Raw genomic sequence first — 19,218 nt, forward strand, 5'->3', positions numbered from 1 at the left:
GCTCGATGGAATCAGGCCGATGCGCGATTGGGTTCGACCCAGCCGATCGTGCCGTCGCCGCGGCGATAGACCATGTTGTGTGCGCCCGTGCCGCTATTCTTGAAGAGCAGCGCATTGGTATTGCGCAAATCGAGCATCATCACCGCATCCGATACCGAAGCCTCGGGCACATCGACGCGCGTTTCGGCGATGATGAGCGGGGAATCCGCCACCTCCTCCGTCTCGGGCTCCTCGCGGAACAAGGTATAGCCGGCATTATCGTACGCGCCGTTCTCGTTGAAGGCTGCGACCGCACCGGCCTGGCGATCCTTGAGCCGGCGCGTGTAGCGGCGCAGCTGCTTGTCGATCCGGTCGGCAGCGCCATCGAATGCGCCCTCCGCCTTCTGGCCGGTATTGGATGCCTTGAGCACCAGCCCCTGCATGACGTGCATCACGATATCGCTGGTGAAGCCGTGATCATGCGGGCCCTTGCCGAACGTCGCATGCGCGGAAATCGCGCGCGAGAAATATTTGTCGGCGATGGCCTGCAGCCGTTCGGTGACCTGCGCCTTCAGCGCTTCGCCCGTATCAACCTGGTGCCCAGAAACCCGGATATCCATTTATTACCTCCGCCGTTGCGAGGGCGCGACCTAGGTATGCCTGCCTGGTCCGTCAACCAGACGCGGCACTGCCCCAGAGCGGCTCCTCTATCCCAGAGAGAAAGGCTGCGTGGCGCGCAAGTTCCGTGTCAGATGCAGCAAAAAGTCGGGCCGGTCGTACATGGACCCGAGTGGAATGTTCGGCCGGGGTTTCGCGCATCACCGGCGCATCCTCCGCAAGGCCGAGCGTGATCTGCCGCCCGCCGGTCAACTCGACATAGACTTGCGCCAGCAATTGCGCGTCGAGCAACGCACCATGCAATGTGCGCTGGCTCAGATCGACGCCGTAGCGCGAGCACAAGGCATCCAGCGTATGCTTGGCGCCGGGATGCTTCACGCGCGCGATGCTCAGCGTGTCGATCATCCGGTCGGGGCCGCAATGCGGCCGTCCGCAAAGACCCAGCTCGCCGTTCAGAAAGCCGAAGTCGAAGCTCGCATTGTGCGCAACCAGGGGACTGTCCCCCAGAAATTCGAGCAGATCCTCGACCACCTCGTGAAAGGCCGGCTTGTCCGAAAGGAAGCGATCCGAAAGCCCGTGGACGTTGAACGCCTCGATCGGCATCGGCCGTCCGGGATTCATATAAGCATGGAAGGTGCGCCCGGTCATGACGCGATTGTGGAGCTCGACGCACCCGATCTCGACTATCCGGTCGCCGCCCGGGAAGCTTAGCCCGGTGGTTTCGGTATCGAACACGATTTCACGCATGCGAGCCTTATCCTCCTCGCGGCGTCACGAGGCAAGCGATCAGGCGATTTACCTGCACACGCGTGTCCTCAAGCGGCGCGCCGGTATCGATGATGAAATCGGCGCGCGCGCGTTTCTCTTCATCGGGCAGTTGCTTGGCGAGGATAGCTTCGAAGCGCGCCTCGGTCATGCCGGGGCGGGAAAGGACCCGGGCACGCTGGACATCGGCAGGGGCTGAGACCACCGCGATACGGTCAACCGCCTGCCACCCCCCCGCCTCGAACAGCAAGGGTATGTCCAGGACGACCAGCGGCGCGGCGCGGTGCGACTCCAGGAATGCCGCACGCGATTGCGCAACCGCCGGATGGACCAGCGCTTCGAGTCGCCTGAATGCCTCCGCATTGCCGACGACCGCTTCGCCGAGCGCGCCGCGATCGACTCCCCCGGGCCCCGTCGTTCCGGGAAATTGCGCCTCGATCGCGGGAACCAGTGCGCCGCCGGGACCCTGCAGCCGGTGCACCTCGGCATCCGCATCGAACACCGGCACGCCGGCGTCGGCGAACATCGCGGCGACGGTGGACTTGCCCATGCCGATCGATCCGGTGAGGCCAAGCACGATCATGCGCCGATCCTCATGACGTCAGAATCGCGCGCAATTCCTCGTCGCGGTCGCGCGGCGGCTCGGCACCGAAGAACAATTCGAACGCCAGCGCAGCCTGGCCGATCAGCATATCGAGCCCGTCGACGGTATCGAGTTCGCGGTCCCGCGCCTGCGCCAGCAGCTCGGTCTCCAGCGGGGCATAGACGATGTCATAGACGACCGCGTCGTCGGGCAGCGGCGACAGATCGATCGCGAGCGGGGGCTGGCCCTGCATCCCCAGCGCGCTTGCATTGACGAGCAGAGCGGCGGGCGGAAGCGGCGCGCCAAGCGGCACGGCATCGCCCTTCAATCCGAAGCTGGAGAGCAAGGCGGCGGCCTTGAGCACGTTGCGGTTGAGGATCGTAACGCGCGCCACATCCAGCCGGGACAGGGCAAAGAGGATCGCGCGCGCGGCGCCCCCGGCACCGATCACCACAACGTCACGGCCTTGAAGATCGAGCCCCGCGATCGGCGTGTAGAATCCCCCGGCATCGGTGTTGGTGCCGATCAGAGCATCGCCTTCGCGGATCACCGTGTTGATCGCGCCGATCGACGCGCGCACCCCGCCGCGATCCTCGACCAGATCGAGCGCCGCCTGCTTGTGCGGAATCGTGATGTTGCATCCGCGCCAGTCCGGATCTGCCTTGCGCGCCGCGAAATAGGCGGCGAGCCCGTCGGGTTTCACATGCGCCGCGCGATACTCGGCCTCGATGCCCAGCGCCTTCAGCCAGAAGCCATGAATCGCCGGCGATTTCGAGTGGCTGATCGGATCGCCGATCACTTCGGCATAGATCATGACGTCAGAATTCCTCGCGTGCGGCAATAATCGAGCACCGGCAGCAGCGGCATGCCCAGGATGGTGAAATGGCTGCCTTCGACCTTGCTGAAGAGCTGGACGCCCGGACCCTCGATCCGGAAGCAGCCGACGCATCCGCTGATCGCCGGCCATTCCCCGTCCAGATAAGATTGGATGAACGCTTCGCTCAGCGTGCGGACATGCAATTTGGCGCGATCGACGAACCGCCACACCGGTTGTCCGCCCTCGGCGATCACAGCGGCGCTATAGATGTCATGCGTCGCGCCCGACATGCGGCGGAGATGATCGGCCGCCTGATCGCGGCTTTCCGGCTTGTCGAGCAGGCTGCCATCGGCCAGTGCCACCAGCGAATCGCTTCCCAGCACCAGCGCGCCAGGTGCCAGGCGCGAAACCTTGAGCGCCTTGAGTTCGGCCAGCGCATCGGCAAGGTCACGCGGGGACATGCCGCCCGCGAGCAGAGATTCCTTCGCGGAAAGCTCGTCCACCTGCGCGGCAACGGCTTCATACGGCACGCCGGCCGCGTCGAGCATTGCCCGGCGCGAGGCACTTTGCGAGGCGAGGACCAGCTTCATCCTGCGCTCTTCGCCAGCGTGCGTTCGGTGCACAATTGGATGATCGCCGCCGCAGTTTCCTCGATCGATCGCCGCGTAACGTCGATCACCGGCCATCCATTATCGGCGAACATCCGCCGGGCATATGCCAGCTCGCGCTGCACCGAATCCTGATCGACATAGTTGGTCTCGGTCGCTTCATTGAGCGACAGCAGCCGATTGCGGCGGATCGCGACCAGCCGATCGGCGCTCGTCGTCAGGCCCACAACCAGGGGATGCTTGAGATTGTAAAGCGCGGCCGGGGGAGGCGATTCGACCACGATCGGGATATTGGCGGTCTTGAATCCGCGATTGGCGAGATAGATCGACGTCGGCGTCTTGGACGAACGCGAGACGCCCGCGAGGACGATATCGGCCTCTTCCCAATTCTCCCAGCCGACGCCGTCGTCATGCGCGATGGTGAACTGGATCGCATCGACGCGGGCGAAATAAGCGGCGTCCAACGTATGCTGCCGCCCCGGCCGCGCCTTGGCCTCCTGGCCGAGCAGGTTCGACAATGCATGGCTCACCGGATCGAGCGGCGCGATCGCGGGCAGGCCCATCGCGCGGCAACGGCTCTCCAGCGTGCGGCGCGTCTCGCTGTTCACCAGCGTGAAGATCACCAGCCCCGGATTCTGCGCGATTTCGGCAAGGATGCGCTCGAGATGCGCTTCGCTGCGCACCATCGGCCAGAAATGGCGCTGCGGCTCGACATCGTCGAACTGGGCAAGCGCGGCCTTGGCGATATTCTCCAGCGTCTCGCCGGTGGAATCGGAGAGCAGGTGGAGGTGGAGCTTCATGCCGCTGTGGGTCGATCTGTGGAAAAGCGCATGCACAGCCGCTAGCGCAACCTGACGCGGAACCCAAGCGCCCCGAATCCGGTCAATTCGCTCCTGATTCGTCCACAACGAATCCCCAGCCCCAGGTTCCGGTCCACAGCCTGTGGAAAATGGGGAGCAAAATCGCGAATCCCAGCGAGTCTGCGGCGCTCGCGGAGTCAAATTGTTGGCAATCCCGGGGCGATTGCATAAGCCCCGGCTTCCACGTCCCTACTGCTTACAACAATCTCTAGATTCTCTTCTTTATAGTAATAGAAAGAGGCCAGACCGGTGCCTGCCAAGCCATTGCTCGCGACTCTCCAGGGTGTTCGACAGGAGGTTCCTCCCGTCTGGCTGATGCGTCAGGCGGGGCGCTATCTTCCCGAATATCGCGCGCTTCGTGCAGAGAAAGGCGGGTTCCTCGCGCTGGTCAATGATAGCGCGGCGGCAGCCGAGATCACGCTCCAGCCGATCCGCCGCTTCGGCATGGATGGCGCTATCCTGTTTTCCGATATCCTGATGGTGCCGCTCGCTCTGGGCCAGGATCTCTGGTTCGAGACCGGCGAGGGGCCCCGGCTGGCGCCAAAGCTGGTTGCCCGCGAGGTGCTGGACGGCTTGGCCCCAAATATGGCGGCGCTCGATCCCGTGTATGGAACGGTGCGCCGTGTGAAGGCCGTGCTCGATCCTGCGGTCACCTTTCTGGGCTTTGCCGGCAGTCCCTGGACCGTTGCCACCTATATGATCGCGGGACAGGGGAGCCGCGAGCAGGCCGAGGCGCGCCGTCTGGCCTATGCCGATTCCGGTCTGATGCAGGCTCTGGTGGACAAGATCACAGAGTGTACCATCGTCTATCTGCAGGGCCAGATCGATGCGGGCGTCGAAGCGATCCAGTTGTTCGACAGCTGGGCGGGCAGCCTGTCTCCCGCGCAGTTCGAGCAATGGGTGATCGCCCCCAATGCGCGGATCGCCGCCGCGTTCAGGGGCAAGGTTCCGGTGATCGGATTCCCCAAGGGCGCGGGCGGCAAGCTCGCTGCCTATGCGCGGGAAACCGGCGTCGATGCGATCGGGCTCGATGAAACGGTCGATCCGGCATGGGCGAATGCCGAGCTGCCCGAAGACTTGCCGGTGCAGGGCAACCTCGATCCGCTGGCGCTCATCGCCGGCGGATCGACGCTCGATTCAGCGATCGACCGGATCCTTGCCGCCTTTGCCGGACGGCCGCACGTATTCAATCTCGGCCACGGCATCCAGCAGGATACGCCGATCGACCGGGTCGAGCATCTGTTGCGGAGGATTCGGGGATGATCGGCTGGCTCGGCGGCGCATATTTGTGGGTCAAGGCCGCGCACATCATCTTCGTGACCTTCTGGATGGCGGGACTCTTCCTGTTCCCGCGCTATCTGGTCCATCATCAGGAGGCGCTGGGAAGCCCGCAGGCGGCCGATTGGGTTCGCCGCGAGGAATTGCTCCGCCGGATGATCCTTAGCCCCTCCATCGTCATCGTATGGCTTCTGGGGCTGGCACTATCCGTGAACCTTGGTTTGTTCGGTGGCGCGGCGGGGCTCGGCTGGCTCCACGCCAAGCTGCTCCTCGTGCTGGGGCTGTCGGGATTCCACGGCTGGGCGGTGGCCTATTCAAAGGGGCTGGCGAAGGGCCATGGTCCGATCGCTTCACGAACGCTCCGGATGATTGGCGAAGTGCCTGCGGTGGCGGTCATCGCAATCGTGATATTGGCGGTCGTAAGGCCCTTCTGAGCCAGTTGACTTGGGGGGCACGCGCTCCTAATTCGCGTGGGTGTGCCGGGTCCCACCGGTGCATTCCTTCCAGCATCGATTTGTCCCGCGCATCGCGCCGACCGACGCTCTTCCCCCAAGATAAATCCGGACGCTCTCATGCATCTCAAAGAACTCAAGAAAAAGGCGCCGGCAGAGCTGGTCAACATGGCCGAGGAGCTCGGCGTGGAAAGCGCCTCGACGCTTCGCAAGCAGGACCTGCTCTTCGCGATCCTCAAGACCCAGGCCGATAATGGCGACCAGATCATGGGCGAGGGCACGATCGAAGTGCTGCCCGATGGTTTCGGCTTCCTGCGCAGCCCGCAGGCCAATTACCTGGCCGGCCCCGACGATATCTATGTCTCGCCCAACCAGGTCCGCAAATTCGGTCTGCGCACCGGCGACACGGTCGAAGGCGAGATCCGCGGCCCCAAGGACGGCGAGCGCTATTTCGCGCTGACCAAGCTCGTCTCGGTCAATTTCGATGATCCCGATGCGGTCCGCCACCGCGTCAATTTCGACAATCTCACGCCGCTCTATCCCGAGAGCAAGCTGACGCTCGATACGCTCGATCCGACCAGCAAGGACAAGTCGGCGCGCGTCATCGATATCGTCTCGCCGCAGGGCAAGGGCCAGCGTACGCTGATCGTCGCGCCGCCGCGCGTCGGCAAGACGGTGATGCTCCAGAACATCGCCAAGGCGATCACCGAGAACCATCCCGAGGTGTTCCTCCTCGTTCTCCTGATCGACGAGCGCCCCGAGGAAGTGACCGACATGCAGCGCTCGGTGAAGGGCGAGGTCGTTTCCTCCACCTTCGACGAACCCGCCACTCGCCACGTGCAAGTCGCTGAAATGGTTATCGAAAAGGCCAAGCGCCTGGTCGAGCACAAGAAGGATGTGGTCATCCTGCTCGACTCGATCACCCGCCTTGGCCGCGCCTACAACACCGTCGTCCCGTCGTCGGGCAAGGTGCTGACCGGCGGTGTCGACGCGAACGCGCTCCAGCGCCCCAAGCGCTTCTTCGGCGCCGCGCGCAACATCGAAGAGGGCGGTTCGCTCTCGATCATCGCCACCGCGCTGATCGACACCGGCAGCCGCATGGACGAAGTCATCTTCGAAGAGTTCAAGGGCACCGGCAACTCGGAAATCGTCCTCGATCGCAAGGTGGCGGACAAGCGCATCTTCCCGGCGCTCGACGTCGGCAAGTCGGGCACCCGCAAGGAAGAGCTGCTGGTCGACAAGACCAAGCTTTCCAAGATGTGGGTGCTGCGCCGCATCCTCATGCAGATGGGCACGATCGACGCGATGGAATTCCTGCTCGACAAGATGAAGGATTCCAAGACCAACGAGGATTTCTTCGACAGCATGAACAGCTGAGCGAAATCAGCATCATAGCCAAGGGAGTTCATGGCGACGTTCGCGCAGCGCGAGCGTCGCCTTTCCTTTATGCGGCCATGCGACGGAATCGCGTTCGCCTGCGTTGAGCGCACAGGCTTGACCCCTGCGGCCCAAGCGGCTTTGGGGTAGCCAACAAAAGGGAACGCGATGAACGAGATCTGGGCGCATATCGTCAGCGACTTTGCCGGCCTGTTCGCGGGCAGCGCCACTGCGTGGCTCGCCTTCGGCCAGGTGATCCTGATCGATATCGTGCTGGCGGGCGACAACGCCATCGTCATCGGCGCGCTCGCTGCGGGCCTTCCCGCCGATCAGCGCAAGAAGGTGATCCTGATCGGCATCGTTGCCGCGCTGGTGCTGCGCATCGGCTTTGCGCTCGTCGTCACCCAGCTCATGCAGATTGTCGGGCTGATCTTCGCCGGCGGCGTGCTGCTGCTCTGGGTGGCGTGGAAGATGTACCGCGAGATCGGCCATGGCGGCGGTGAGCAGAGCCCGGGTTCGCCCGAAATCGTCGGCGACGAGCATAGCGGCCTCAAGCCCGCCAAGAGCTTTGCCGCTGCCGCCTGGGCGGTTGCCATCGCCGATGTTTCGATGAGCCTGGACAATGTGCTCGCGGTGGCCGGTGCCGCCCGCGAGCACCCGGGCATCCTGATGGTCGGGCTGGTCATCGCCGTCGCGCTGATGGGCGTCGCTGCTAACATCATCGCCCAATATATCGAGCGCTATCGCTGGATCGCCTGGGTCGGCCTTTTGGTGATCGTCTATGTCGCGGTGACGATGGTCTATTCGGGGATCGTCGATCACGATGTCGGGCTGCTCCGGCTCCTCGCCTGAGCCGCATCGGGCGATGGGAAAGATAGGGGCGGGGGTCCTGCCGGACCGCCGCCCCTTTTTTATCAGCCGAGATGCTCCGCAAAGAACGCCGCCGTCCGGGCATCGGCCTGCTGTGCTGCGGCTTCCGAGCGGCGCTTGCCGGTCTGCGTCGCAAAGCCGTGATCCTCGCCCGGATAATCCGCCAGCGTCACCCTGGGATGATCGTCCAGCCCGGCATGCATCGCCGCCTGGATGTCGGGAGTCACGAAATGGTCGGCACCGGCGATGTGGAGCAGCACCGGCCGGGCGATTGCGTGCTTCTCGCCCAGCAGACCGTCGATCCCCACCGCATAATAGCCCACGCTGGCATCGGCATCGGTGCGCGTCGCGGTCATGAAGGCCAGCCGCCCGCCCAGGCAATAGCCGACAACGCCCACCTTCTTGCCGCCGGTCCTGGCGCGCGCCGCGCGGATCGTCGCTTCGATATCGCGCACGCCCGCATCCTGGTTGAACTTGCCCATCAGCTCCAGTGCGGTCTGAAACTGTTCGGGAACATCGGGATCGAGCTCGACACCCGGCTCCAGCCGCCAGAACAGGTCCGGCGCGATAGCGAGATAGCCATCAGCGGCCAGCAGGTCGCATTTCTCGCGAATGCCCGCATTCACCCCGAAAATCTCCTGGATCACCACGATCGCCGCGCGCGGCGCGCCCGCGGGTTCGGCGACATAGGCCTGGAAGCTTCCGCTTCCGTCGATCGTATCGATGGATATCATGGTCATAACAGGGTCTTTCCGGAATGACGGCGCTCATGATCGAGCAGCCAGGATTTGGTCTTGGGGCCTTCGCCCGCCGAATAATTCTCGCGTCCGCCGGAGGATAAAACCCGGTGGCACGGCACGATGATCGGGAAGGGGTTGCGCGCGCAAAGCTGGCCGATCGCGCGCGATGCGGAGCCCAGCCGCTGCGCCAGCGCGCCATAGGTCACCGTCTCGCCATAGCCCACATCGATCAGGCCCTGGCGGAGCGCCAGCCCGCGCGGCGTGGCAGGCGGGGCCAGCGCCAGGTCGAAACGCTGGAGCGCGCCTTCGAACCACGCCTCCAATTGCTCGGCCGCCGCGATGACGGCGGGGCCGTCCCCCCGGCGCGGCGCTTCGTGCTCGGTCAGGATATGGATCGCGTGGATCGTCGCGGCATCGCCCTGGATGCGCACCGGTCCGATGGGCGTTGTCAGAACGGCCATGTCGCGCGCATAGGTCATGCATTGAGCCTAGCAGCCGCGCGGCTTCACTCAAGCGGGGACGAGACATGAAGATCAACGTCGAAGTCGATTGCACGCCGGAAGAAGCGCGGCGCTTCATCGGTCTCCCCGATCTGACTCCGGTGCACGACGCTTACGTCAAGGTAATGATGGAGGCAGTGCAGCAGCAGACGAATCCTGAAGCTTTCCAGCAGCTTGTGCAAAGCTGGTCGCCGATGGGCGATGCCGGGATGAACTTCTGGAAGGGCTTGTTCGAAGCCGGGGCCAAGCCGGGCAAGTGAGCACGATCTTCGCGGTATCGAGCGGCGCGCCGCCTGCCGCGATCGCCATCATGCGGTTGAGCGGTCCGGGCGCGTTCGCGGCGGTCCTCGATCTTGCCGGAAGCCTGCCGCAGCCGCGCGCCGCCGCCCTGCGCGCGCTTCGCGACCCAGCGACGGGCGATCTGCTCGATCGCGCCCTGGTGCTGCTGTTTCCGGGACCGGCGAGCGCGACGGGCGAAGATCTGGCCGAACTTCACTTGCACGGCGGCAGGGCGGTGGTTCGCGCGGTAGAGGAATCGCTTGCCGCTATCCCCGGCCTGTGCGCTGCCGAGCCCGGCGAATTCACCCGGCGCGCGCTGGCCAATGGCCGGATCGACCTGAGCGAGGCGGAAGGGCTGGGCGATCTGCTGATGGCGGAGACCGAGGCACAGCGGCGGGTGGCGATCCGTTCGGCCGAAGGTGCCGTCCGGCGTGAGGTCGAAGGCTGGACGACTCGCGCGCTCGGGATTTCGGCGCAGGTCGAGGCGCTGCTCGATCATGGTGACGAGGATGATGTCGCGGCGGGACCCGATCCGCTTCCGGGGATTCGCGCGGCGGCGGCAAAGCTTGCGGATGAAATTGCCATAGTCGCAGGGCGCCCGCCGGTCGAGCGGCTGCGCGACGGGCTGCGCGTGGTGCTGGCCGGACCTCCCAATGCCGGCAAGTCCACCTTGCTCAACGCGCTCACCGGACGCGACGCTGCGATCGTCTCTGACATTGCGGGTACGACGCGCGACCGGATCGAGGCGCCGGTGGTGCGGGGTGGGGTTGCCTATCTGCTCACCGATACGGCGGGGCTCAATGCGGCACCCGGCGACGCGATCGAGGAGATCGGCATCGCCCGGACGCGCGACGCGCTGGAGGCGGCGGACATCATCCTGTGGCTCGGGGACGATCCACCGCCGCCGCATCCCGCGACGATCTGGCTCCATGCCCGCGCCGATGAACCGGGCAGGGCGGCGGCCCGCGACGCGGCGCTTCCGATCTCCGCCGCCACGGGTGCTGGGATCGATGCGCTCTGGCATCGATTGGCAGAGCTGTCCCAGGCACTGCTCCCGCCGCCCGATATGGTCGCGCTGAACGCCCGGCAGCGGGAGCTTAGCCTCAGCGCAGCGGCGGCGCTGCGCGCGATCGGCACCGAACCCGACCTGCTTCTCGTGGCCGAGCATCTGCGCACGGCACTTCGGGCATTTGATGCGATCACCGGTCGCGCCGGGGTGGAAGCGATGCTTGACGCATTGTTCGGGCGTTTCTGCATCGGAAAGTAGATGTTCCACGTGGAACGGTTTTGACGCACGCGCTCGCAACCGGTAGCGCGGGCTCATGCAATTCGATGTCATCGTCATCGGCGGAGGCCATGCCGGCACCGAGGCCGCTGCTGCGGCCGCGCGCCGTGGCGCACGCACGGCTTTGCTCAGCTTCGACCTGTCCAAGGTTGGGGCGATGTCGTGCAATCCGGCGATTGGCGGGCTGGGCAAGGGGCATCTGGTCCGTGAAGTGGATGCCTTTGACGGGTTGATCGCCCGTGCCGCCGACGCTGCGGCCATCCATTACCGGATGCTCAATCGCTCGAAGGGAACCGCCGTACAGGGGCCGCGCGTCCAGGCCGATCGCACGCGCTATGCCGCTGCCATCCAGTCGATGCTCGCGGCGCAACCGGGTCTCACGCTGGTCGCCGGAGAGGCCGAGGCGCTTGTACTGGCGGGCGGGCAGATCGCCGGCGTGACGCTCGCCGATGGCACCACGCTGTCGGCCCGGGCGGTGGTCATAGCGACGGGGACCTTCCTCGGCGGGCGCATCTTCCGTGGCGAGGAACGCGAGACGGGCGGACGGATCGGCGAGGCCTCGGCCACGCGGCTGGCCGAGCAGATGCGCGCGCTGGCGCTGCCCATGGCGCGCCTCAAGACCGGAACGCCGCCGCGCCTCGACGGGCGCTCGATCGATTGGGCGCGGATCGAGCAGCAGCCGAGCGATGCCGAACCCTGGACCATGTCGCCGCTCACCCGCGAGCGTCTTCTGCCCCAGCTCCATTGCGGCATCACCCGCACCAATGCGGCAACGCATGACGCGATCCGTTCGGGCCTTGATCGCTCGCCTTTGTTCAGCGGTGCGATCGACGCGCAGGGTCCGCGCTATTGCCCCTCGATCGAGGACAAGATCCACCGCTTCGGCGATCGCGACGGGCACCAGATCTTCCTCGAGCCAGAGGGTCTCGACACGCATCTGATCTATCCGAACGGCATGTCGACGTCGCTGCCCGTCGATATCCAGGTGGCGATGGTCAAATCGATTCCCGGCCTTGGGCGGGCGGAGATCGTTACGCCGGGCTATGCCGTGGAATATGATCATGTCGATCCGCGCGCGCTGAATGCGATGCTTGGCCTGCCACAGATTCCGGGCATTTTCTGCGCGGGGCAAATCAACGGGACCACCGGCTATGAGGAAGCGGCGGGGCAGGGGCTGGCCGCCGGGATCAATGCGGCTGCGCATGCATGCGACCTCGCGCCCTGGGTCCTCGATCGCGCGACTTCCTATCTCGGCGTCATGATCGATGATCTGGTGCTGCAGGGGGTCACCGAACCCTATCGCATGCTCACCGCGCGTGCGGAGTTTCGCCTGCGCCTCCGTGCGGACAATGCCGAGACCCGGCTTGGGCCGATCGGCGCGGAACTGGGATGCCTTGGCGCTGACCGGCTCGAGCGGCTTGCCCGGCGGCAGGAGGCGCGCGACCGCCTCGATGCGATGTTCTCGATCACGCTGACATCGACCCAGCTTCAGGCGAACGGTGCGCCGGTTGGGCAGGATGGCGCGCGGCGGCCGTCGCGCGAGTGGCTGCGTTTCCCCGGGGTCGAGACCGGCCATCTGGGGATCGCATGGGATGGTGACCCCGCCATGCTCGCCGAATTCGTCGAAGATGCGCGCTATGCTCCCTATCTTGAGCGGCAGGAGGCGGAGGTCGCGGCGCTGCGCGGCAACGATAATGTGCGGCTCGGGGACGACTTGGATTTTGCGGCGATACCCGGCCTGTCCAACGAGATGATCGAGCGTCTTTCCTCCGCACGCCCGGAGACACTGGGAGCGGCGTCGCGTATCCGTGGCATCACCCCGGCGGCGCTCTCCGCGATCCTGCTCCAGGCGCGGAAGCGCGCGGCATGACCGAGCAGGAAGCCCGCCAATGGATCGTCGATCGCTTCGGCGTTTCACGTGAAACGTTGCTCGACCGGTTCGACGCGATACTCCGCGATGAAGCGACCCGGCAGAACCTGATCTCCTCTGGGTCCTTCGATCAGCTCTGGGCACGCCACTTCGTCGATTCGGCGCAGTTGATCGATGCCGCGGCAGGTGCGGGCGAGGGCGTCTGGCTCGATGTCGGCACCGGCGCGGGCATGCCGGGGCTGGTCGTCGCGGCGCTGATTGACCGGCCGGTGGTCCTGGTCGAGCCGCGCGCGAAACGCGCCGACTTTCTATATCGGGCCGCCGCTTTGCTCGGGATCGGCGATCGGGTGGAGGTGCAGCCGCGCCGGATCGAGAGCTATCGACCCGCAAAGCCGGCGGCGATCGTCAGCGCGCGGGCGGTGGCGGAGCTCTCGCAGCTGATCGCATCCACACATCACTGCACAGATTCATCCACAATCTGGTTGCTGCCAAAGGGGCGCGCCGCGAAATCGGAGGTGGAAGCTGCGGCTGCGAAATGGCAAGGTTCGTTCCACGTGGAACCAAGCATCACGCAGGCCGATTCCGGTATCGTGATTGCGCAAGGGGTGCGCCCGAGATGATCGTCATCGCAATCGCCAACCAGAAGGGCGGGGTGGGGAAGACCACCACGGCGATCAACGTCGGCACCGCGCTGGCAGCGACCGGTCAGCGCGTTTTGCTGCTCGATTTGGACCCGCAAGGCAACGCTTCCACCGGTTTCGGCCTCTCCCGCGCCGACCGTGAACATTCCACCTACGACCTCCTCGTCACCGACGCCAATCTTGAGGATGTCGCGGTGCCGACAAAGGTGCCCGGGCTCGATATTGTGCCTGCAACGCAGGACCTCTCAGGTGCCGAGATCGAATTGATCGAATTCGAAGCGCGCACGCACCGGCTGGATGGAGCGATTAGCCGGCATTCGGGTCAGCGTTGGGATGTGGTCCTGATCGATTGCCCGCCATCGCTGGGTCTTCTGACGATCAACGCGATGGTCGCTGCGCACGCCTTGCTGGTGCCGCTCCAATGCGAGTTCTTCGCGCTGGAGGGGCTGAGCCAGCTTCTGAATACCGTTGAGCGCATCCGCAGCCGCTTCAATCCCGGCCTTTCGATTCTCGGCGTTGTTCTGACGATGTATGACCGTCGCAATCGCTTGACCGATCAGGTGTCCGACGATGTTCGTGCAGTTCTTGGGCGGGTGGTGTTCGACACTGTCATTCCGCGCAACGTGCGCCTCTCCGAAGCCCCGAGCCACGGCCTTCCCGCACTGATATACGATCATCGCTGCGTGGGATCGCAGGCCTATATTGCGCTCGCGCGCGAAGTGATCGATCGCCTGCCCAAGCTGAAGAAAGCCGCATGACCGAACCAACGCGCAAACCGCGCCCCGGCCTGGGCCGCGGCCTTTCCTCGCTGCTCGGCGATAACGTTCCCGAGGCGCCGATCAATGGCCCGGCTGAGGGTGGCGGGGCTGGCGGGCTGCGGATGCTCCCGGTGAGTGCGCTCACCCCGCACCCGGATCAGCCGCGCCGGCATTTTGACGAAAGCGCGCTGGAGGACCTTGCCCTTTCGATCCAGTCGCGCGGACTGATCCAGCCGATTGTGGTTCGCCCGATGGGGCATAATTACCAGATCGTCGCGGGTGAGCGGCGTTGGCGTGCGGCGCAGCGCGCTCGGCTTCACGAAGTACCGGTCATCGTCCGCGATCTTGACGATGCCGAGACGATGGAAATCGCGCTCGTCGAGAATATCCAGCGTCAGGATCTCAACGCGATCGAAGAGGCGGAAGCCTATCAGCGCCTGATCGGCGAGTTCGGCCACACCCAGGAAGCACTGGGCAAGCTCGTTCACAAATCCCGCAGCCATATCTCTAACCTTATGAGATTGCTGGATCTTCCTGCCCCGGTGCGCGAGATGTTGGTCGTCGGCGCGATCGAGATGGGTCATGCCCGGGCGCTGATCGGCGCTCCCGATGTCGAGCGGCTAGCCCGCCAGGTCGCGGATAAGGACCTCTCGGTTCGCGAGACTGAAAAGCTTGCCCGCGCGGCCAAGCCCGCTTCCAAGCGCAAGGGCGATGCGGCGATCCGCGACGCCGATATCATGGCGCTCGAGCATCAATTGGGGGATGTGCTGGGTCTCAACGTCCGTATCGCGCATGGCGCGAAGGGCGGGGCGCTTACGCTAACTTATTCGACGCTCGACCAGCTCGACATGATCTGCCAGCGGCTGACGGGCGAGCGCATCTAGCTCCGTGTCCGCGCCGCTGCGCGCGCTACAGCGACCATTTCGGCGTCGGCCAAGACTTCCCCCACGGTTCCCGAACGCATGATCGCGCGTTCGGTCTCGCGTACCCGATCGACGGCTCGGGTGATCTGAGGGGCGTTCCAGCGACGCAATGCGCGGCTCGTCGCGGGCTTTTCACGAAAGAAGATGCGGTGCTTTTCCAGGACCGAGTCGATATCGGCACCTTTGTCGATATCGATCCGCATCTCGGCAAGGGCCAGCAGCCTGCGCGCGAGCTGGCGCATCAGGGGAATGCCCACGCCGTCTCCCAGCCGCGCCATTTCGCCGCCGATATCGCTGACTCGCCCGTCGAGAACCGCGTTGATGGCGTCGCCAAGGTCCGCGTCGCTCATATCCGCGCCGATCGCATCGAGCGCGGCATTATCCGCATCGCGGGGCCGATCAGGGCCCGCGTCGAGATACAATGCGAGCTTCTCGATCTCGCGCGCCAGGATCGCCCGGTCGCCGTTGCACGCTGTCGCCAATCGCTGTGGTACGTCTCCGGTGAGGCGCACGCCGTGCTCGCGCGCGATATTGGCCGCCAGCTTGGTCGCCTCGATACCCTCCGGCACGTAGCAGCCATGGGACAAGGCCGTCGGCGAGGCGATTGCCAGCTTGACCAGCTTTCCGCTGCCCTTGAGGGCTGGCCCGATGGCTATCACTGGGTTGCCCGCGCGCTCTGCCGCGAGCAGAAGTCCGATCGCTTCGCCCGCGCTTTCGTCGGTCCCCAGCAGCCGGATGTATCGCAAGCCGCCGAATAGCGAGAGCGAGGCGGCTTCGTCGGCAAGACGGCCGGGTTGCTCGCGGATTGCCTTCATGTCCAGATCGATGCGCTCGACATCGGGCCCGAGCGCGCGCGCGAGCCGTTCGGCCAGGTCGGCGGCACCCGCTTCATCTGGTCCGTGAAACAGATAAAGCCGGGTGGCCGGGTTCGGCTTGTCGACAGCGGCGCGAATCTGCGCCGCGCTCGCCTTCATTGGGCGCTGGCCGCGCCGGATTCCCTGGCCGTTGCCTGGGCGAACCGAGCGATGCGCGCTACAATCTGGTCCGCCACGATTCCCGAAAGCCGCTCGAGGGCGGTGTTTTCGGCGGCGATGGTGGCATATTCACTTCCGACCACGTCGATGCCGGCATCGGAGCCAGCGGTGGCATCGAGGACCACTGCGCCGTTGCTGAGATCGATAAGCTGGTAGCGTGCGCGCAGCGTGCGGCGTTCGCGCGCGACCGAATCGTCGCGGCGGACGCCGAGGCCGGCGATCTGATCGTCGAGCTTGACCTCGATCCGGTAGCGCGGCGCTTCGCTGCGCCCCGCATCGAAACGGTCCTTGAGCGCATTGGCGACCAGCCACCCCGCTTTGCCCTCGATCGGCGCGACTTCCACCGCCGCCAGCGCCGATTGCACCGGCCCGGCAGCCCCGCCGCCATAAAGCGGCCGAAGCCCGCCGCACCCCGAAAGCGCGAGCGCCATCGCGGCCAGGAGCGCGCCGCGCTTCACAGGACGATGTTCACCAGACGGTCGGGCACCACGATCACCTTCTTGGGCATATTACCTTCGAGCAGGCGAACGATCTTGTCGGAAGCAAGTGCCGCCGCCTCGATAATATCCTTCGCCGCGCCCTTCGGCATTACCAGCGTATCGCGCAATTTGCCATTCACCTGCACCGCGATCGTGACTTCGTCATCGACCAGCAGCGCTGGGTTCACCTCCGGCCAGGCGGCGTCGGCGATCAGCCCCTCGCCACCAAGCCGCACCCATGCTTCTTCGGCCAGATGGGGGATCATCGGGCTGACCAACAGCACCAAGGTCCGCGCCGCCGCGTCGCGATCGGCAGAGGGCGCCGCCTTCTCGATCGCGCCGACCAGCGTGAACAGCTTTGCCACAGCCTTGTTGAAGTGCAGCGCCTCCACATCATCGGCCACGCCCTTGATCGTGCGATGGAGCAGCTTGCGCAGTTCCAGATTCTCGCCACCCGCAACCGAAGGCTCGGCATCGACGACGCGCCAGACCCGCTGCACGAAACGCCACGCGCCCTCGATGCCGTTCTCGCTCCACTCCAGATCGCGCTCGGGCGGCGAATCGGAGAGCATGAACCAGCGCACCGCGTCCGCGCCGTACTGATCGACGATCGGTTCGGGATCGACCGTGTTCTTCTTCGACTTCGACATCTTCTCGATGCGGCCGATCGTCACGGTCTCGCCGGTCTCCACCACCTTGCCGCTGCGAACCTCCTCGGGCGAGAGCCAGCGGCCGTCGGGAGCCTTGTACGTCTCGTGCGTCACCATGCCCTGGGTGAACAGGCCGCCGAACGGCTCCGCCACGTCGAGCTTGCCGATATGCTGGAGCGCGCGGGTGAAGAAGCGCGCGTAGAGCAAGTGGAGGATCGCATGCTCGACGCCGCCGATATACTGGCCCACGGGCAGCCACTGCTCGGCGACCGCCTTGTCGAACGGTCTGTCCTTGGGCTGGCTGGCGAAGCGGATGAAATACCAGGACGAATCGACGAACGTGTCGAGCGTATCGGTCTCGCGCCGGGCAGGCGCGCCGCAGCTTGGGCAATCGACATGCTTCCATGTCGGGTGCCGGTCGAGCGGATTGCCCGGCACGTCGAAGCTCACATCCTCCGGCAGCGTTACCGGGAGCTGGTCGCGCGGCACGCCAACCGGCCCGCACGCATCGCAATGGATGATCGGGATCGGCGTGCCCCAGTAACGCTGGCGCGATACGCCCCAGTCGCGCAGCCGCCAAACGGTCTGACCGTTGCCCCAGCCGCCCGCTTCGGCGCGGGTGATCACCTCGCGCTTGGCGTCGGCGACGTCCATCCCGTCGAGGAAGTGCGAGTTCACCAGCGTGCCCGGGCCGGAATAGGCCTCCGTATCGGTGAAGGCTGGATCGGTCTTGTCGCCATCGGAAACCACGCGGCGGATCGGCAGCGCATATTTGGTGGCGAACTCGAAATCGCGCTGATCGTGCGCCGGCACGCCAAATACCGCGCCGGTGCCATAATCCATCAGCACGAAATTGGCGATATAGACGGGAAGATTCAGAGTAGAATCAAAGGGATGTACCGCACGCAGGCCGGTATCGAAGCCCAGTTTCTCCTGGGTTTCCAGTTCGGCCGCAGTCGTTCCGCCCTGCTTGCAGCGCTCGATAAAGGTCTGCACCTCCGCCGAATCCACCGCGAGCTTCTGCGCGATCGGATGATCCGCCGCGATCGCGACGAAGCTCGATCCGAAGATCGTGTCGGGCCGCGTGGTGAAGACTTCGACTTCGCTCGCGCCGATTTCGTTGGCTGCCAGCGCGAAGCGGAACTGAAGCCCCTGCGACTTGCCGATCCAGTTTTCCTGCATCAGCTTGACCTTGTCCGGCCAATGCTCAAGCCCCTGCACGCCGCGCAGCAGATCGTCGGCGAACTGGGTGATCTTGAGGAACCACTGGCTGAGCTTGCGGCGCTCGATCAGCGCGCCCGAACGCCAGCCGCGGCCGTCGATCACCTGTTCATTGGCGAGCACGGTCATGTCGACCGGATCCCAGTTGACCGCCGATTCCTTGCGATAGACCAGCCCGGCCTCAAGGAAATCGAGGAACAGGGCCTGCTCATGCCCATAATATTCGGGTTCGCAGGTGGCGAGCTCGCGCGTCCAATCGAGCGCGAAGCCCAGCCGCTTGAGCTGCGCCTTCATCGTCGCGATGTTCTGGCGCGTCCAGTTGCCCGGATGGACATTGCGTTCCATCGCGGCATTTTCGGCGGGCATGCCGAACGCGTCCCAGCCCATCGGATGGAGCACTTCATGTCCCGTCATCCGGCGGAAACGCGCAAGCACGTCGCCCATCGTATAGTTGCGAACGTGCCCCATATGGATGCGCCCCGAGGGATAGGGGAACATCTCGAGCACATAGCTTTTGGGCTTGGGCGAATCGTCGCGGGCAGCGAAGGTGCGGTTTTCGTCCCACGCCTTCTGCCACGCGGCGTCCGCCTTCAACGGATTGAAGCGCGACGCCATTACTGAAATTCCTGTT

General features: G+C 65.1%; 21 protein-coding genes. 10 read left to right on the forward strand and 11 right to left on the reverse strand.

The features are described from left to right. Positions 1–11: 11 nt before the first annotated feature. From hpf to SSO01S_RS08650, 6 genes are read right to left on the reverse strand one after another with little or no spacing between them, the layout of a single operon-like run. Positions 12–599: a ribosome hibernation-promoting factor, HPF/YfiA family gene (gene hpf / locus SSO01S_RS08625; RefSeq protein ID WP_066798142.1), complete on the reverse strand. Its 588-nt coding sequence runs from the start codon at positions 597–599 to the stop codon at positions 12–14. Positions 600–651: 52 nt separating this feature from the next. Beyond that, the gene (dnaQ, locus tag SSO01S_RS08630) at positions 652–1,344 is read right to left on the reverse strand and encodes a DNA polymerase III subunit epsilon (RefSeq protein ID WP_066798143.1); all 693 of its coding nucleotides are present in this window, start codon (positions 1,342–1,344) and stop codon (positions 652–654) included. Positions 1,345–1,351: 7 nt separating this feature from the next. Then, positions 1,352–1,945, reverse strand: a complete 594-nt coding sequence (gene coaE, locus SSO01S_RS08635) for a dephospho-CoA kinase (RefSeq protein ID WP_066798144.1) — start codon at positions 1,943–1,945, stop codon at positions 1,352–1,354. Between the two features lie 10 nt (positions 1,946–1,955). Beyond that, the gene (aroE, locus tag SSO01S_RS08640) at positions 1,956–2,759 is read right to left on the reverse strand and encodes a shikimate dehydrogenase (RefSeq protein WP_066798146.1); all 804 of its coding nucleotides are present in this window, start codon (positions 2,757–2,759) and stop codon (positions 1,956–1,958) included. Then, positions 2,756–3,352, reverse strand: a complete 597-nt coding sequence (locus SSO01S_RS08645) for a Maf family protein (protein WP_083942922.1) — start codon at positions 3,350–3,352, stop codon at positions 2,756–2,758. The genes aroE and SSO01S_RS08645 overlap by 4 nt, the downstream gene beginning before the upstream one ends. Beyond that, complete coding sequence (locus SSO01S_RS08650) at positions 3,349–4,170, reverse strand: pyruvate, water dikinase regulatory protein (protein WP_066798148.1); 822 nt, start codon at positions 4,168–4,170, stop codon at positions 3,349–3,351. Before SSO01S_RS08650 ends, SSO01S_RS08645 begins: the two co-directional genes overlap by 4 nt. A gap of 309 nt (positions 4,171–4,479) precedes the next feature. Here SSO01S_RS08650 and hemE point away from each other — a divergent pair, with 309 nt between their 5' ends. The 4 genes from hemE (at position 4,480) to SSO01S_RS08670 (ending at position 8,189) form a co-directional block, all read left to right on the forward strand. Beyond that, positions 4,480–5,493 carry a uroporphyrinogen decarboxylase gene (hemE, locus tag SSO01S_RS08655; RefSeq protein ID WP_066798150.1) on the forward strand — a complete coding sequence of 338 codons (1,014 nt, stop codon included), beginning with the start codon at positions 4,480–4,482 and terminating at the stop codon, positions 5,491–5,493. Beyond that, the gene (locus SSO01S_RS08660; protein WP_066798152.1) at positions 5,490–5,942 is read left to right on the forward strand and encodes a CopD family protein; all 453 of its coding nucleotides are present in this window, start codon (positions 5,490–5,492) and stop codon (positions 5,940–5,942) included. Before hemE ends, SSO01S_RS08660 begins: the two co-directional genes overlap by 4 nt. 138 nt (positions 5,943–6,080) lie before the next feature. Continuing rightward, positions 6,081–7,337: a transcription termination factor Rho gene (gene rho / locus SSO01S_RS08665; RefSeq protein WP_066798154.1), complete on the forward strand. Its 1,257-nt coding sequence runs from the start codon at positions 6,081–6,083 to the stop codon at positions 7,335–7,337. A gap of 168 nt (positions 7,338–7,505) precedes the next feature. Then, positions 7,506–8,189 carry a YjbE family putative metal transport protein gene (locus tag SSO01S_RS08670; RefSeq protein ID WP_066798159.1) on the forward strand — a complete coding sequence of 228 codons (684 nt, stop codon included), beginning with the start codon at positions 7,506–7,508 and terminating at the stop codon, positions 8,187–8,189. A 62-nt stretch (positions 8,190–8,251) separates the two neighbouring features. Here SSO01S_RS08670 and SSO01S_RS08675 read toward each other — a convergent pair whose 3' ends face one another. Then, on the reverse strand, positions 8,252–8,947 hold the full coding sequence (locus SSO01S_RS08675) for a dienelactone hydrolase family protein (protein WP_066798161.1): 696 nt from the start codon (positions 8,945–8,947) through the stop codon (positions 8,252–8,254). Then, positions 8,944–9,426 (reverse strand): methylated-DNA--[protein]-cysteine S-methyltransferase, encoded by a 483-nt coding sequence (locus SSO01S_RS08680; RefSeq protein ID WP_066798163.1) that lies wholly within the window; start codon positions 9,424–9,426, stop codon positions 8,944–8,946. Before SSO01S_RS08680 ends, SSO01S_RS08675 begins: the two co-directional genes overlap by 4 nt. A 47-nt stretch (positions 9,427–9,473) precedes the next feature. On the opposite strand from SSO01S_RS08680, the gene SSO01S_RS08685 reads away from it, so the two are divergent. From SSO01S_RS08685 to SSO01S_RS08710, 6 genes are read left to right on the forward strand one after another with little or no spacing between them, the layout of a single operon-like run. Beyond that, positions 9,474–9,707 (forward strand): DUF6489 family protein, encoded by a 234-nt coding sequence (locus SSO01S_RS08685; protein WP_066798165.1) that lies wholly within the window; start codon positions 9,474–9,476, stop codon positions 9,705–9,707. Beyond that, on the forward strand, positions 9,704–10,993 hold the full coding sequence (gene mnmE / locus SSO01S_RS08690; protein WP_066798167.1) for a tRNA uridine-5-carboxymethylaminomethyl(34) synthesis GTPase MnmE: 1,290 nt from the start codon (positions 9,704–9,706) through the stop codon (positions 10,991–10,993). The genes SSO01S_RS08685 and mnmE overlap by 4 nt, the downstream gene beginning before the upstream one ends. A 55-nt stretch (positions 10,994–11,048) precedes the next feature. Next, complete coding sequence (mnmG, locus tag SSO01S_RS08695; RefSeq protein ID WP_066798170.1) at positions 11,049–12,881, forward strand: tRNA uridine-5-carboxymethylaminomethyl(34) synthesis enzyme MnmG; 1,833 nt, start codon at positions 11,049–11,051, stop codon at positions 12,879–12,881. Then, on the forward strand, positions 12,878–13,501 hold the full coding sequence (locus tag SSO01S_RS08700; RefSeq protein WP_066798172.1) for a 16S rRNA (guanine(527)-N(7))-methyltransferase RsmG: 624 nt from the start codon (positions 12,878–12,880) through the stop codon (positions 13,499–13,501). Before mnmG ends, SSO01S_RS08700 begins: the two co-directional genes overlap by 4 nt. Then, positions 13,498–14,280: a ParA family protein gene (locus SSO01S_RS08705; RefSeq protein ID WP_066798176.1), complete on the forward strand. Its 783-nt coding sequence runs from the start codon at positions 13,498–13,500 to the stop codon at positions 14,278–14,280. Before SSO01S_RS08700 ends, SSO01S_RS08705 begins: the two co-directional genes overlap by 4 nt. Then, positions 14,277–15,164, forward strand: a complete 888-nt coding sequence (locus SSO01S_RS08710; protein ID WP_066798179.1) for a ParB/RepB/Spo0J family partition protein — start codon at positions 14,277–14,279, stop codon at positions 15,162–15,164. The genes SSO01S_RS08705 and SSO01S_RS08710 overlap by 4 nt, the downstream gene beginning before the upstream one ends. On the opposite strand, the gene holA is transcribed toward SSO01S_RS08710, so the two are convergent. From holA to leuS, 3 genes are read right to left on the reverse strand one after another with little or no spacing between them, the layout of a single operon-like run. After that, positions 15,161–16,177 carry a DNA polymerase III subunit delta gene (gene holA, locus SSO01S_RS08715; protein WP_066798181.1) on the reverse strand — a complete coding sequence of 339 codons (1,017 nt, stop codon included), beginning with the start codon at positions 16,175–16,177 and terminating at the stop codon, positions 15,161–15,163. The two genes, SSO01S_RS08710 and holA, sit on opposite strands and share 4 nt — an antisense overlap. Continuing rightward, positions 16,174–16,695: an LPS assembly lipoprotein LptE gene (gene lptE / locus SSO01S_RS08720; RefSeq protein ID WP_066798183.1), complete on the reverse strand. Its 522-nt coding sequence runs from the start codon at positions 16,693–16,695 to the stop codon at positions 16,174–16,176. The genes holA and lptE overlap by 4 nt, the downstream gene beginning before the upstream one ends. After that, on the reverse strand, positions 16,692–19,202 hold the full coding sequence (gene leuS / locus SSO01S_RS08725; RefSeq protein ID WP_066798187.1) for a leucine--tRNA ligase: 2,511 nt from the start codon (positions 19,200–19,202) through the stop codon (positions 16,692–16,694). The genes lptE and leuS overlap by 4 nt, the downstream gene beginning before the upstream one ends. Positions 19,203–19,218 lie beyond the last annotated feature (16 nt).

It is taken from the genome of Sphingomonas soli NBRC 100801 (assembly GCF_001591025.1).
Lineage (GTDB): Bacteria > Pseudomonadota > Alphaproteobacteria > Sphingomonadales > Sphingomonadaceae > Sphingomonas > Sphingomonas soli.

Coding starts and splice junctions, on each gene's coding strand:
- coaE (WP_066798144.1), bottom strand. CDS start 1,945: ATGATCGTGCTTGGCCTCACCGGATCGATCGGCATGGGCAAGTCCACC.
- SSO01S_RS08680 (WP_066798163.1), bottom strand. CDS start 9,426: ATGACCTATGCGCGCGACATGGCCGTTCTGACAACGCCCATCGGACCG.
- SSO01S_RS08645 (WP_083942922.1), bottom strand. CDS start 3,352: ATGAAGCTGGTCCTCGCCTCGCAAAGTGCCTCGCGCCGGGCAATGCTC.
- holA (WP_066798181.1), bottom strand. CDS start 16,177: ATGAAGGCGAGCGCGGCGCAGATTCGCGCCGCTGTCGACAAGCCGAAC.
- SSO01S_RS08660 (WP_066798152.1), top strand. CDS start 5,490: ATGATCGGCTGGCTCGGCGGCGCATATTTGTGGGTCAAGGCCGCGCAC.
- SSO01S_RS08685 (WP_066798165.1), top strand. CDS start 9,474: ATGAAGATCAACGTCGAAGTCGATTGCACGCCGGAAGAAGCGCGGCGC.
- rho (WP_066798154.1), top strand. CDS start 6,081: ATGCATCTCAAAGAACTCAAGAAAAAGGCGCCGGCAGAGCTGGTCAAC.
- SSO01S_RS08700 (WP_066798172.1), top strand. CDS start 12,878: ATGACCGAGCAGGAAGCCCGCCAATGGATCGTCGATCGCTTCGGCGTT.
- mnmG (WP_066798170.1), top strand. CDS start 11,049: ATGCAATTCGATGTCATCGTCATCGGCGGAGGCCATGCCGGCACCGAG.
- SSO01S_RS08710 (WP_066798179.1), top strand. CDS start 14,277: ATGACCGAACCAACGCGCAAACCGCGCCCCGGCCTGGGCCGCGGCCTT.
- SSO01S_RS08650 (WP_066798148.1), bottom strand. CDS start 4,170: ATGAAGCTCCACCTCCACCTGCTCTCCGATTCCACCGGCGAGACGCTG.
- hpf (WP_066798142.1), bottom strand. CDS start 599: ATGGATATCCGGGTTTCTGGGCACCAGGTTGATACGGGCGAAGCGCTG.
- SSO01S_RS08705 (WP_066798176.1), top strand. CDS start 13,498: ATGATCGTCATCGCAATCGCCAACCAGAAGGGCGGGGTGGGGAAGACC.
- SSO01S_RS08675 (WP_066798161.1), bottom strand. CDS start 8,947: ATGACCATGATATCCATCGATACGATCGACGGAAGCGGAAGCTTCCAG.
- dnaQ (WP_066798143.1), bottom strand. CDS start 1,344: ATGCGTGAAATCGTGTTCGATACCGAAACCACCGGGCTAAGCTTCCCG.
- SSO01S_RS08670 (WP_066798159.1), top strand. CDS start 7,506: ATGAACGAGATCTGGGCGCATATCGTCAGCGACTTTGCCGGCCTGTTC.
- aroE (WP_066798146.1), bottom strand. CDS start 2,759: ATGATCTATGCCGAAGTGATCGGCGATCCGATCAGCCACTCGAAATCG.
- leuS (WP_066798187.1), bottom strand. CDS start 19,202: ATGGCGTCGCGCTTCAATCCGTTGAAGGCGGACGCCGCGTGGCAGAAG.